The organism is Corynebacterium sp. KPL2830 (assembly GCF_040225635.1).
Lineage (GTDB): Bacteria > Actinomycetota > Actinomycetes > Mycobacteriales > Mycobacteriaceae > Corynebacterium.
This window is the reverse complement of record NZ_JBEHFR010000001.1, coordinates 55,656-69,464: the sequence shown is the minus strand read 5'-3', so window position 1 is coordinate 69,464 and position 13,809 is coordinate 55,656. Positions and strand designations below refer to the sequence as shown.

Sequence of the window (13,809 nt, the reverse complement as noted above, 5' to 3'; positions counted from 1 at the left end):
CAGTTGCCTGCAGCCACCGCGCTCCGTCGCGCCGAAATTGCCGTCGCTACGCAAGCGCCATAACTGCGCTTTCATCATTAGACAACACTAGTGTTCCTTAATTCATTCCGGAATGCCACCATTGCAGTTACCGGGCGTGGCGGCGGGGGTGAATTTCCCACCCCGCGGTCCTCGCGTAAGGTCTAAAGCCATGAAAGGGAAACTACGGGGAGTACTCGATAGCGTTAAGGCAGAATTGCCACGCTTGGGTACCGCAGGTTCTCGTTCCGCGCAGCTGCACGCTGAAGGAACAGGCGCGCAAGCCGGTGATACTCGCTACGATTTCATCACCCAAGCGCCAGAGGTTCTCCAGCACACCACGGTCTCCCAAAAGCGCACCTTTTTCATCTTGCGGTGGGCCGGAACCGTCGGATCCCTCCTCATTGCCTTTGGCGCTTTGGGAGCAGGCGCGCTGCCTGTAGTGGGCAACCCTTATGACAATGTGCCCTTTGGCTCGCTCATGTCACGCATGCTGCAGACCTCGTCTGCCCTTGTCATGGTGGGCGTGGGTCTTTTAGTTACTGCCTGGATTTTCCTAGCCCCATTCGTGGGCACCCCGCTGCGCCAGGCGCGACCCGGCGAGCCTGCCAGCGGTCGCTCCCGCCGGCTCGTGTCCCCGCGCCAGTTGTGGATCACGTGGGCTGGGTGGGTCATCCCCCTCATCTTCACCGCTCCCTTATTTACCCAAGACATCTATTCTTATTTGGCCAATGGCTCCATCGTGACCCAAGGGATGGATCCCTATTCCGCCGGCCCGGTGCAGCTCTTGGGTGCTGGCAACGAACTCGCGCGTTCCGTTCCGTTTATCTGGGCAAATTCACCGTCGCCCTATGGGCCAGTTGCCCTGGGGCTGGCGGCCATAGTCAGCATCGCCACCGGAAATTCCATTGTCTTAGGCGTCATCGCCCACCGCCTACTTTCCATCGTAGGAATCATCGTGGCCGGCTGGGCCATCACGCAGCTTGCTCAGCGATGCCGCGTCTCCCCTGCCTCCGCACTATGGCTCGGCATCTTGAACCCGCTGACCATCCTTCACCTCGTCGGCGGTATTCATAATGAATCCATCATGCTTGGATTGTCGTTGTTGGGCATGGAGTTTGGATTAAGGGGCATCGATAAGCTGGGGCAGGATAAAAGAGGGGCCTACTTAGCGCTGATAGCCTCGGGAATTTTCCTATCCAGCGCCGGAATGGTCAAGGTCACCGGCTTTATTGGGCTCGGCTTTATCGGCATGGCTTATGCCCGCCACTTGCACGTGCAGGCGCGCGTGCCGCGCTGGAAGGCCTTATTCACGGCCATCGCCGTGCAGGCTGCGGTGCTCATAGCCACCATTGCGCTCATCAGCCTCATCACGGGCATTAACCTCGGATGGATTACCGGGCAAGGCGGCGCCGCCACGATTCGCTCCTGGCTTTCCCTATCCACGGCTGTGGGAGTGGGCGCCGGTTTCCTCGGGATGTTCTTAGGGCTTGGGGACCATACAGACGCCATATTGACCATCACCCGCAGTTTCGGCGTCTTGGTCGCCGTCGCCTTCATGGCCCGCATGCTGTATGCCACCCTGCGCGGATATATCCATCCCGTCGGCGGCTTGGGAATTTCTACCCTGGTGCTCGTCATTTTCTTCCCAGTGGTCCACCCCTGGTACATCCTGTGGGCCGTTTTGCCGTTGGCGGCGTGGGCGAACCGGCACATCTTCCGGTTTAGCGTCGTTGCCTATACCGGTGCGATGAGCTTTTTCGTACTCCCGCGCGGCTTGGGCCTACCTGCGGGAACGGTGCTTTCCATTTATATCGCCGCTTCCTGCGCATTCGCCGTAGTGGCCGGAGTGTGGTGGGTTGCTATGCGCCGAAATGGAATCCGTGTCTTAAACTAGGCACCCGTGAATGTAATTCCAGCCGATAGCCCCGCCCTGTCCTTGGAAGGTGTGGTAAAGAAATTTGGCCCCACGGCAGCCGTCAACGGGCTCAGCCTGAGCGTTGCACATGGCGAAATATTCTGCCTGCTTGGGCCCAATGGTGCTGGCAAATCCACCACCATCGAAATGTCTGAAGGCTTTATCCACCCCACCGCCGGTTCCATTAAGGTCTTGGGCCTTGACCCCAGCACCGCACCAGATAAGGTGCGCGAAAAAGTGGGAATCATGCTGCAAGGCGGCGGATCCTACTCAGGTATCCGCGTGCTAGAGATGTTGGAATTGACGGCTCGCTATAACGCCAATCCACTGCCACCGGAATGGCTGCTAGAAACCTTGGGCCTGCAAGGCGTTGCACGCACGTCCTACCGGCGGCTTTCCGGCGGGCAACAACAGCGGCTATCGCTCGCACTCGCGGTCATCGGCAGGCCAGAGCTGGTTTTCCTCGATGAACCCACCGCGGGCATGGACGCCCAATCCCGTCTCGCCGTGTGGGATCTCATCCGCGCCCTCAAGCGCGACGGGGCCACCGTTATATTGACCACCCACCTGATGGATGAGGCTGAATCGCTGGCAGATCACATCGCCATCATGGATCACGGCGCGCTCGTGGCGCAGGGAACCCCGGCAGAACTTACCTCCCAGGGCGAGGGCGCCGGTTTTAGTTTTAGCGCCAACTCCGCAGTTGACTTGGACGCCTTGCAGCGAATTGGGATCCCCACGACCGCCTCGCGGCCGCTGCACTACAGGGTGAGCCAGCCCAGTTCGCCGGAACTGATTTCCGCCCTCGCCGCCGAGCTCGCCCGGCAAGGCGTGCTTTTGCGAAGCCTGGAATCCCACCACCGGAACCTCGAGGAAGTATTCCTCGATCTCACAGGCAGGCACTTGCGCAGTTGATGAAGCCCTGTGTCCTGTCTTCATCCTAGAATCACCAGTAACTACAACCACCACTTTGAATTTTCAAGGAGTAGGCCCCCGATTATGAGCGCAACGTTTTCCCCCGGCACCTTCCGCCCGGCACCCAAGCGGGCGAGTGCCGGCGCCATCATCCTTGCCCAAGGCGGCATGGAGGCCAAGCTCATGCTGCGCCACGGCGAGCAACAATTGCTCAGCATCATTATCCCGCTCGCCATCCTGATTGGGACCGCACACTTGGAATCCACCACCGGCCATGGTCTGCACGAGGTTTTTCCCATGGTGCTTGCGGTGGCGGCGACATCGGCTGGCTTTACCGGGCAAGCCATTTCCCTGGCCTTTGACCGCCGCTACGGGGCCTTAAAGCGCACCGGCGCCTCCGGCGTACCGGCATGGGCGATTATCGGCGGCAAAATCATCGGCGTGTTGACGATGGTGGTATTCCAGATTCTCGTGCTCGGTGCCACGGCCTTTGCCTTGGGCCTGCGCATCAGTGCGCCCGGCATTCTGCTCATGATCGTCTCGCTCATATTTGGCGTCGCTGCCTTTACCGCCATGGGTTTGGTGCTTGGCGGGACCCTCAGCTCTGAGGCCGTACTCGCACTGGCTAACCTCATTTGGTTCATCCTGCTGGCGATCGTCGGCTGGGCCCTGTACTCCCAGGGCTTGGGCGATAATGGCCTGCTCAATATCGTTCCTACGGTGGCGCTAGCGGGCGCGCTTGCCGATGCCTCCAATTCCATCTTCCCCGGCATCGAGCTCATTTCCTTGACCGCGTGGCTGGCAGTGGCGTCGTATGCGGCCGTTCGTTGGTTCCGCTTCGACGGCTAAATGTGAGTTATACCCAGTTCCCCGCGAAATAGAGCCAAAGGTTTCGGCTCGCTACACACCCCCTAGTAAGATGCAGCTTGTGAATTACTGGACCAGAACTAAACGCTTTTTTAAAGAAGCCGTCCCTACCGTGGAGCAACAGCGCCTCATCGCGCTGATCCTGATCTTCTGCCAAGGCGGCATCACCGTATCTGGTTCCATCGTCCGCGTCACTGGCTCCGGCCTGGGCTGCCCCACCTGGCCCCAATGCCAGCCTGGTTCCTTGGTGCCGGTCGAAGGCGCAGCCCCGGCAATCCACCAGATCATTGAATTTGGTAACCGCCTACTCACCTTCGTCGATTCCGCCGCCGCCGGCGCGGCAGTCATCGCCATGTATATGGCGTGCCGCCGTCCTGAGCTCAGGGTCTATGCCTGGCTCAACGTGGCCGGCATCGTCCTGCAGGCCGTCATCGGCGGCATCTCCGTGCACTTGGATCTGCGCTGGTGGTCCGTGGCGCTTCACTTCCTGCCCTCCATGGTGCTGGTGTGGCTTGCCTGCATGTTGTACGCCCGCATCAAAGAACCCGATGATGGCACCGCACAGCCGCGCTTCCCGCAAGCGATTCGCATCATCGCCGTCGTTGCGACCATCGCCCTCTCGATCGTCCTGATTACTGGCACCATGGTGACCGGTTCTGGCGTCCACTCCGGCGACTCCGGAGTGGGAATGGATGGTCGCTTGGATGTAGATACCGAGTCCATGGCCATCGCCCACGCCATGTGCATGTACGTCTACCTCATCTTTACCGCCATTACCGTCTTCCTGCTGTACAAGCACCGCACCCCGCAGGAGACCAAGAAGGCCGGGTGGGTCCTTGTCGTCTGCATCCTCATCCAGTGGGCGGTGGGCGTCTTGCAGTTCTACCTGGGCGTGCCGCGGTGGACGGTCCCCTTCCACATCGGTATGTCCGCCGTGGTCACCGGCTTTACCGCCCTGCTCTGGGCACACGGGCGCCACCGCGTCGGCGGCACGCCAGACCTCATCTCAGGCTCTCCCGCCGGCGACGATAAATACGCCGTTCGCCAGCACGCATTAAAAGAGGAACGCGCCGCCGTCTAGGACCTAGGCAGCACCATTTTTCTGCAGCTACTGGGCTTTGTGGGATAGCATGGCCCTATGCATGCTATCCAGATCACAGAAACGGGCGGGCCGGAAGTCTTGCGCTACGCCGAGGTTCCTGCGCCCACGCCCACTGAGGACGAAGTCTTAGTCGATGTCACCGTGGCGGGCGTGAACTATATCGATACCTACTACCGCGAGGGTATCTATCACGCCCAGACGCCTTTTATCCCTGGCTTTGAGGGAACGGGGCGCGTCGTCCATGATCCCAAGGGAGAAATTGCGGAGGGCACCCTGGTGGCATGGCACCACGCCTTTGGTTCCTATGCCGAGCAGGTCTGCGTCCCCCGGAATGGCCTTGTCGCCGTACCGGATGATTTTCCCACCGAGATCGCTGCCTCCATGCTGCTACAGGGCATGACCGCCCACTTCCTTTCCCACGGCGTGTATGAGCTTGGCAAAGGCGCCACGTGCCTCATCACTGCTGGTGCGGGCGGTGTGGGCCAGCTCTTGACCCAGATGGCGTCCTCTTTGGGCGCAACGGTCTACACGGTCGTCTCCACCGATGAAAAGGAAGAGATCTCGTACAAGTGCGGCGCCGACCACGTCTTCCGTTACAGCGATGGCCTGGGCGAGCAGGTTCGCCGGTTTAACGGCGGCCGCGGCGTCGATGTGGTCTATGACGGCGTGGGGCAATCCACCTTCTTCGAATCGCTCGAGGCCGTTCGTCCGCGCGGCACTGTCGCACTCTTTGGTGCTGCTTCCGGCCCGGTTGAGCCCATCGATCCCCAGCTGCTCAATAAGCATGGCTCTATCTTCTTGACCCGGCCTTCGCTCGGCGCGTGGACGGCGCAAGAGGGCGAATTCCAGATGCGCGCGCAAGCGGTCGTCCAGGCTGTCATGGACGGAGACCTCAAGTTCAACGTATCGGCCTCCTATCCCCTGGAGGAAGCAGAGCAGGCCCACCGCGATCTACAATCGCGCAGCACCACCGGTTCTATTGTCCTGCGGGTAAAGCAGGACTAAAGCAGAAAGAAGCGCGAGCTACAAAGGCTCACGCTTGACCGTGCTGCTGGAATCTAAAACAGGGTGGCGGACCAACCGAGCATCCGGCCGATTGGTTCCCAACCCAAGACGGCATCGATAGACAGGCCAATAAAGAGTACCGATAGGTAATTATTTGAATAGATAAACAGGCGCATGGGTTTTACCTTTGCGCCTTTCTTTACGCCTTGGTGCAGGCGGATGGCTAGCCATAAGAAGACCGCGCCAGAAGTTACGGCGGCGATGAGGTAAATCCACGATGCCGCAGGAACGATAAGCAGCGTGACGATGACCGTGCCGACGGAATACCACACAATCTGGCGGGTTACCTCTTGTTCCGTTGCCACTACCGGCAGCATCGGCACTCCAGCCTTGCGGTAATCTTCCTTATACTTCATGGCCAAGGCCCAAGTGTGTGGCGGGGTCCAGAAAAAGATAATAAGGAATAGGACTATTGCCTGCCACCAGCGGTCGGGCTCGCCTGCTGGCGCGTTATCGCGGATGACTGCCCAACCCACCATGGCCGGCATGCACCCCGCTAAACCGCCCCACACGATGTTTTGGGCATTGCGCATCTTCAAAAACTTGGTGTAGACGAAGACGTAGAAAAAGTTCGTGAGGATGACGAAGAACGCGGCCAACCAAGAATTTGCGAGGATGCCCAGCCAAAGCACCGACACCACGAGCATGATCCAGGCAAAGATCGCCGCATTCCGCTTCGAAATCGTGGCGCGCACTAGCGGCCGCGCGCGGGTGCGTTGCATCTTTTGGTCAATTTCATAATCGACCACATTATTAAAGGTATGGGCGGCCGCAGCGCCCATCCATCCGCCGAAAATGGTGGAAATGATGAGCCAGATATTTTCAGAAACCGCCTCAACGCCCCGTTGTGCTTGGAGCATCGCCGGAATTGCGGCCACGAGGAGGAGTTCAATAATCCTCGGCTTCGTTAGCGCAAAATAGGCCTTGATGGTCTCCAAGGAATTCCTCCACTATCTGAACAGACGTTGATCTACAGCACACACGCTACACAGTGCGGTATGCCCACGGTGTAGTGGTCGCACACCCCGGCACAAAAGTTCCGGAGAATTAATTCACACTATGGCTCACATTTAAAATGCGCTACACATGGATCGTATCAATGCAGCGGAAATGCAGAGAGTAACTAATGCTATGCCATACACCGCTTAGCCATGCCAGCTTACCGGTTCCCCGCAGCTTTCAATAATTCCGCACCACCGTCAAAAAAGTAACTAGACTGTGTGGGAGTTCAGTAATTAACGCCTAGAGTTAAGCGAGGCCTTATACCGTGTCGAAAGATAATTTGTCCCCAGACCTGCAAGCTATGGTCGAGCGCCGTTATCCGGACGACTGGGCAGAGACCGATACTCGCGCGGTCGACACCGTGCGCGTGCTTGCTGCCGATGCCGTCCAGAATTGCGGCTCCGGGCACCCAGGCACGGCGATGTCGCTGGCTCCCCTCGCCTACACTCTCTACCAGCGCGTTATCAATCACGACCCCAATGACGTGAATTGGGCAGGCCGCGACCGCTTCGTATTGTCTGTCGGCCACTCTTCCCTGACCCTTTACATCCAGCTCTTCTTGGGTGGATTCGGTTTGGAGATGAAAGATCTCGAGCAGCTGCGCACCTGGGGTTCCCTTACCCCTGGCCACCCTGAGGTGCACCACACCGATGGCGTGGAAATTACCACCGGCCCGCTCGGCCAGGGTCTGGCATCATCGGTAGGCATGGCGATGGCCGCCCGCAAAGAGCGCGGCCTCTTCGATCCTGAGGCACCGGCCGGCCAATCCCCCTTTGATCACTATGTCTATGCCATTGCCTCCGACGGCGACCTGCAGGAAGGCGTTACCGCTGAGGCATCGTCTTTGGCTGGCACCCAGAAGCTGGGCAACCTGATTGTCTTCTGGGATGACAACCGCATTTCCATCGAGGATGACACCAATATCGCCTTCAACGAAGACGTCGCTGCGCGCTATGAGGCATACGGCTGGCACGTCCAGACCGTTGAGTCCGGCGAGGACGTCGTTGCCATTGAGGAGGCAGTGCGCAATGCCCAGCAGGAAACGGAGCGCCCCTCCTTCATCCGCGTGAAGACGGTCATTGGCTACCCCGCCCCCACCAAGATGAACACCGGCGGCGTCCACGGTGCCGCGCTTGGCGATGACGAAGTTGCCGCCACCAAGGAAGTCCTCGGCTTCGACCCAGAAAAGACCTTCCACATTGATGATGAGGTCTTGGCCCACACCCGCAAGCTGCGCGAGCGCGGCGCCGAAAAGCACGCGCAGTGGCAAAAGAAGTTCGACGCGTGGGCGGCGGACAACGCCGAGAATAAGGCGCTCTTTGACCGCATGAGCGCCCGCGAATTGCCAGAGAACTTCGATGCCAAGCTCCCCGTATGGGAGCCAGGTGACGCGATTGCCACCCGTAAAGCCTCTGAGGCGACCATCCAGGCGCTGGCCGCCGCCTTGCCGGAAATGTGGGGCGGATCGGCCGACCTGGCGGGGTCCAATAACACCGTGATTAAGGACGCGGATTCCTTCGGCCCTGAAAACATCACCACCAATAAGTGGTCCGCGCAGCCTTATGGCCGCAACCTCCATTTTGGCATCCGCGAGCACGCAATGTCCGCCATCATGAACGGCATTGCCCTTCACGGAAATACCCGCGTATATGGCGGTACATTCCTGATCTTCTCCGAGTATCAGTACCCGGCAGTGCGCCTCGGCTCGCTGATGTCTACCGATACCTACTACGTGTGGACGCACGATTCCATTGGCTTGGGCGAAGACGGCCCTACCCACCAGCCGGTAGAGACCCTATCGGCCTTGCGCGCCATTCCGAATTTGTCCGTCATCCGGCCTGCCGATGCCAATGAAACCGCGCAAGCTTGGGCTGCGGCGATGGAATACAAGGCAGCGCCAAAGGGCCTTGCGCTCAGCCGCCAGAACCTCCCCATCTTGGAAGGCACCAAGGAAAAGGCACGCGATGGCGTTCGCCGCGGCGCCTACACCTTGGTCGCAGGCTCCAAGGACGAGCCCGATGTCATCTTGCTGGCCACCGGCTCGGAGGTACAGCTAGCCGTCGAGGCCGCCCAGCAGCTCGAAAGCGAGGGTACCGCCGCTCGCGTGGTATCCGCGCCGTGCCTGGAGTGGTTCGACGAGCAGGACGCAGAGTACCGCGAATCGGTTCTGCCCAGCAGCGTGAGGGCCCGTGTTTCCGTCGAAGCCGGCCTCGCTCAGTCCTGGCACAAGTACACCGGTACTTTCGGCCGCAACGTCTCCCTAGAGCACTACGGGGCCTCCGCTCCCGGCGATGAGCTCTTCGAAAAGTTTGGCTTTACCTCTGCTGCGGTTGCCGATGCCGCACGCGAGAGCATCGCCGAAGCCCAAAGCTAAGCCCCACCTCACCGACGCTAAAAGGAATGACTATGAACAACATTTCTGAACTTGCCCAATTGGGCACCTCCACGTGGCTCGATGATCTCTCGCGCCAGCGCTTGGAATCCGGAAACTTGAAGGAGATTATTTCCTCCAAATCCATCGTGGGCGTAACCACCAACCCGGCCATCTTCGCCACCGCCATGACCAGCGGCACGGCCTATGACGAAGACCTGGCGGCCTTGAAGGAGAAAAACGCTTCGGCCGATGAAGCCGTCTACTCCCTGGCGATTACGGACGTGCAAAACGCCTGTGACCTTTTTGCCGATATCTATGCTGAGACCGATGGCCAGGATGGCCGCGTATCCATCGAGGTGGATCCGCGCATCTCCGACGATGCCGCAGCAACCCTCAAGCAGGCCCGCGAACTGTGGGACCAGGTGGACCACCCCAATGCGATGATCAAGATCCCGGCTACCAAGGGCTCCCTCCCCGCTATCGAGGATGCCTTGGCAGAGGGAATCAGCGTCAACGTCACCTTGATCTTCTCGGTCTCCCGCTACCGCGAGATCATCGCCGCATTCCGGGCCGGGCTCAAGCGCGCGGCTGATAACGGCAAGGACGTCACCAAGATTCACTCGGTCGCATCCTTCTTCGTTTCCCGCCTGGATACGGAAGTTGATAAGCGCTTGGAAGCTATCGGTTCCGATGAGGCCCTGTCCCTCCGCGGCAAGGCAGGTGTCGCTAATGCCCAGCGTGCCTACGCTCTCTTCCAGGAGGAGTTGATCGGTGACAATGGCCTCCCAGAAGGCGCGCCCGTGCAGCGTCCGCTGTGGGCTTCCACCGGCGTGAAAAACCCTGAGTACCCAGCAACGCTGTACGTGACCGAACTGGCTGGCCCGCACACGGTAAACACCATGCCGGAAAAGACTATTGATGCGGTCCTGCAGGAGGGTGGTTTCCACGGCGATACCCTCTCCACTGCCGGCGAAGAAGCCGAGAAGGTCTTCTCCCAGCTCGAATCGGTGGGCATCGACCTAGAAGATGTCTTTGCTGTCCTCGAGCGCGAGGGCGTCGATAAGTTCGTCGCCGCGTGGAATGACCTCCTTGATTCCCTCAAACAACGACTCGCGTAAACTACGACCGTGGTCCTAGCCCCGCCGGATAGCCGGCGGGGCATTATGCCGCCACTAGTTGAAAGACTACTTAGCTTTTCCCTCCAGGAAGGATAATCCGTGACGGACTCAGCCGCTTGGGTCAATCCCTTGCGTAATGCCGCCGATAAACGATTGCCACGCATCGCGGGCCCCGCGGGCATGGTCATCTTTGGTGTGACCGGCGATTTAGCTTTCAAAAAGCTCCTGCCGGCCATCTATGACCTTGCCAGCCGCGGTCTCTTGCCCGCTGGCTTCACGCTCGTAGGCTATGGCCGCAGGGACTGGGATAACGCAGACTTCTGCGATTATTTCCGCAGCGCGGTAGAAGCCGGTGCTCGCACTGACTTTAACCACGACGTGTGGGAGCACTTATCCCAAGGAATCGAGTTCGTGCAAGGTTCCTTCGATGATGAAGGCTTCGACCGTCTTTCTGCGCGATTGGCCGAGCTGGATAAGGCCCGCGGCACGGGAAGCAACTGGGCATACTACCTTTCGGTGCCGCCGGAATTCTTCTCCGATATCTGCCACCAATTGGAACGCGTGGGGATGGCCAATTCCATGGAGGATTCGTGGCGCCGCGTGATCATCGAAAAGCCCTTTGGCCACGACCAGGAATCCGCGCGCGAGCTCAATGAAATCGTCAACGCGGTCTTCCCAGAATCGGCCGTCTTCCGCATCGATCACTACCTGGGCAAAGAAACCGTGCAAAACATCATGGCGCTGCGGTTTGCCAACCAGATTTTTGAGCCGATGTGGAATGCACACTATATCGACCACGTGCAAATCACCATGGCCGAAGATATCGGCCTTGGCGGGCGCGCTGGCTATTATGACGGAATCGGTGCGGCGCGGGACGTCATTCAAAACCACCTCCTGCAGCTGCTCGCCCTCGTGGCAATGGAAGAGCCTTCTTCCTTCGAGCCGGAGGCGCTGCGCGCTGAAAAGGTCAAGGTCCTGCGCGCCACGCAGCCGGTCCATCCGCTCAATAAAACCACCGCCCGTGGCCAGTACACCGCCGGTTGGCAGGGCTCGGAATACGTGAAGGGCTTGCGCGAAGAGGAGGGTTTCGATCCCGCCTCCACAACCGAGACCTATGCGGCGTGCACGTTGGAGGTCAATTCGCGGCGTTGGGGAGGCGTGCCTTTCTACCTGCGCACGGGCAAGCGGCTGGGGCGTCGAGTCACCGAGATCGCCTTAGTCTTCAAGGCCGCGCCGAACCAGCCCTTTGTCGATGGCGAAACCGATGCCCTTGGCCAAAACGCCGTGGTCATCCGCGTTCAGCCCGATGAGGGCGTGACCATGCGCTTTGGTTCGAAGGTGCCGGGGTCCACCATGGAAGTCCGCGATGTGAACATGGACTTCGCCTACGCCGAGGCCTTTACCGAGGAGTCCCCCGAGGCATATGAGCGCCTTATCCTAGATGCCCTCCTCGATGAATCATCCCTGTTCCCCACCAATGAGGAAGTCGAACTTTCGTGGTCGATTTTGGATCCGATCCTCGATTATTGGTCCAAGCATGGTGAGCCCGAAGATTATAAGGCGGGCACATGGGGGCCCACCTCAGCCGATAAGATGCTGCGCCGCCGGGGCCATTCCTGGCGCCGCCCATAGAAGGGACGTAGTCAATGATTATTCCATTGCCTAATACCACCACCGGTGAAATTGCCAAAAAGCTTGTCGATGCCCAGGAGCACTACACCCGCACCACGGGCAGGGTGCTCACCCTGATCGTGGAGGCACAAGAAGGCGACGATCTCAAGCAGATCCTTGCCTCTGTGCGCGATGCCTCTCATGAGCACCCCTCCCGCGTGCTCGTCGTGGTTCCCGGCGATCCGAATTCTGATACCCAGCTCGATGCCCAACTCCGCGTCGGTGGCGAGGCCGGTGCGTCCGAGACTGTGGTCATGCAATTGCACGGTGCGCTGGCGGATCAAGCCGAGTCCGTGCTCACTCCGCTCTTGCTGCCGGATACCCCGCTGGTCGCGTGGTGGCCCAACGTGTGCCCACAGGTGCCCTCAAAAAGCCCCGTGGGCAAATTGGCCCAGCGTCGCATCACCAATGTGGCCCATAAAGGTACCGTGGGCGAGCAGGATCTGCGGGCGCTTTCTGATGGCTACTCCCCCGGCGATTCCGATATGTCCTGGGCCTCCATCACGCTGTGGCGCGGGGTCGTCGCATCGGCGCTCGATCACCATCCCCATGAGAAGGTGCTATCGGTAGAGGTCGCCGGCCCCGCCGGGCATCCGGCACCTAACTTCGCGGCGGGTTGGTTGCTTGACCGCCTCAGCGTCCCAGTACAGCGCACGGCTGAGGAAGCTAATAGTGACTATTTCCCGGTTACCCACTTGCGCTTTAACCGGGAGACGACCCACGTGGATGTGGATGTCGTCGATGAGCGCACTGTGCGAGTGCGCGTGCCTGGCACGCCAGACTCTCTGGTCAGCTTGAGCCCGCGCACGCAAACCGAAATCCTCTCTGAGGAATTGCGACACCTCGATGCCGATAAAACTTATGCCCAGGCGCTACGTGCTCTGGGAGAAGTAGACTACAGTAAGCTTTAACAGTGCACTTGCTCATACCGATTCTTTGCAAAGGATTCTGATACCGAATGGTAACGCTTCACCGCGTCAGCGATGTAGATGACCTTATTTCCCAAGCCGCACTCAAATTTATTGAGACCATCGCCGGTATTCAAGCCGGCAACGGTGGCCTCCATGGTGACGGCGTAGCAAGAATCGTACTAACGGGTGGGGGCGCAGGAATTGGGCTGCTGCACGAGCTCGCACGCTTGGACTTCGCCGCCCAGCAGCAAGGCGAGAACTACCCTGCTCTGCGCATCGATTGGTCCCGCGTGCACATTTTCTTTGGCGATGAGCGCAATGTTCCGGTCAGCGACCCAGATTCCAACGAAGGCCAAGCGCGTTCCGCGCTGCTCGATCACGTCGATATCCCAGATCAGAATATCCACGGATTCGACCTCGGTGCGGTCTCCATGGAGGCGGCCGCCAATGCCTACGAGCCAGAGTTGAAAGACTTCGCACCCTTAGGCTTCGATCTACACCTTTTGGGCATGGGTGCAGAAGGCCACATTAACTCCATGTTCCCCCACTCTCCTGCCATCCGTGAGCAGGAAGAACTCGCGGTACCGGTACACGACTCGCCGAAGCCGCCCAGCGAGCGCATAACCCTCACGCTGCCGGCGGTCAATAGGTCTGAGCGCGTCTGGCTCTTGGTCGCCGGGGAGGAAAAGGCCACTGCCGCAAAAAGCATCGTGGACGGCGTCGACGCTGAAGAGTGCCCGGCCGCTGGTGCGCAAGGGACGAAGGAGACGATCCTCTTCCTTGCAGACGATGCCGCGCAGGAGCTGTAAAGCCAGCAGCGCCATCTCCGCCGCTTAACGCAAACAGCG

At 59.6% G+C, this 13,809-nt stretch carries 11 protein-coding genes; 10 read left to right on the top strand and 1 reads right to left on the bottom strand.

The annotated features are described in order from the left end of the window. Nucleotides 1-190: 190 nt before the first annotated feature. From mptB to ABRP87_RS00290, 5 genes are all read left to right on the top strand, one after another. Complete coding sequence (gene mptB / locus ABRP87_RS00310; RefSeq protein ID WP_349867014.1) at nt 191-1,915, top strand: polyprenol phosphomannose-dependent alpha 1,6 mannosyltransferase MptB; 1,725 nt, start codon at nt 191-193, stop codon at nt 1,913-1,915. A gap of 6 nt (nt 1,916-1,921) precedes the next feature. Further along, a complete protein-coding gene (locus tag ABRP87_RS00305; RefSeq protein ID WP_284869667.1) occupies nt 1,922-2,851 on the top strand; it encodes an ABC transporter ATP-binding protein in 930 nt (309 codons plus the stop codon). An 84-nt stretch (nt 2,852-2,935) separates the two neighbouring features. Next, entirely contained in the window at nt 2,936-3,700 is a 765-nt protein-coding gene (locus ABRP87_RS00300; protein WP_349867012.1) for an ABC transporter permease, read from the top strand. Between the two features lie 70 nt (nt 3,701-3,770). Next, nucleotides 3,771-4,799, top strand: a complete 1,029-nt coding sequence (locus ABRP87_RS00295) for a COX15/CtaA family protein (RefSeq protein WP_349867010.1) — start codon at nt 3,771-3,773, stop codon at nt 4,797-4,799. 57 nt (nt 4,800-4,856) lie between these two features. Beyond that, complete coding sequence (locus tag ABRP87_RS00290) at nt 4,857-5,825, top strand: quinone oxidoreductase family protein (protein WP_349867008.1); 969 nt, start codon at nt 4,857-4,859, stop codon at nt 5,823-5,825. 53 nt (nt 5,826-5,878) lie between these two features. On the opposite strand, the gene ABRP87_RS00285 is transcribed toward ABRP87_RS00290, so the two are convergent. Next, nucleotides 5,879-6,823, bottom strand: coding sequence for a heme o synthase (locus tag ABRP87_RS00285; protein WP_239268188.1), 945 nt, complete (start codon nt 6,821-6,823; stop codon nt 5,879-5,881). Nucleotides 6,824-7,188: 365 nt separating this feature from the next. On the opposite strand from ABRP87_RS00285, the gene tkt reads away from it, so the two are divergent. From tkt to pgl, 5 genes are all read left to right on the top strand, one after another. Next, nucleotides 7,189-9,261, top strand: coding sequence for a transketolase (gene tkt / locus ABRP87_RS00280; protein WP_349867126.1), 2,073 nt, complete (start codon nt 7,189-7,191; stop codon nt 9,259-9,261). A gap of 32 nt (nt 9,262-9,293) precedes the next feature. Beyond that, nucleotides 9,294-10,379 (top strand): transaldolase, encoded by a 1,086-nt coding sequence (gene tal / locus ABRP87_RS00275; RefSeq protein ID WP_349867006.1) that lies wholly within the window; start codon nt 9,294-9,296, stop codon nt 10,377-10,379. 99 nt (nt 10,380-10,478) lie between these two features. Then, on the top strand, nt 10,479-12,011 hold the full coding sequence (gene zwf, locus ABRP87_RS00270; protein WP_349867004.1) for a glucose-6-phosphate dehydrogenase: 1,533 nt from the start codon (nt 10,479-10,481) through the stop codon (nt 12,009-12,011). A gap of 14 nt (nt 12,012-12,025) precedes the next feature. Further along, nucleotides 12,026-12,961 carry a glucose-6-phosphate dehydrogenase assembly protein OpcA gene (locus tag ABRP87_RS00265; RefSeq protein WP_349867003.1) on the top strand — a complete coding sequence of 312 codons (936 nt, stop codon included), beginning with the start codon at nt 12,026-12,028 and terminating at the stop codon, nt 12,959-12,961. Between the two features lie 47 nt (nt 12,962-13,008). Continuing rightward, on the top strand, nt 13,009-13,770 hold the full coding sequence (pgl, locus tag ABRP87_RS00260) for a 6-phosphogluconolactonase (protein WP_349867001.1): 762 nt from the start codon (nt 13,009-13,011) through the stop codon (nt 13,768-13,770). Nucleotides 13,771-13,809 lie beyond the last annotated feature (39 nt).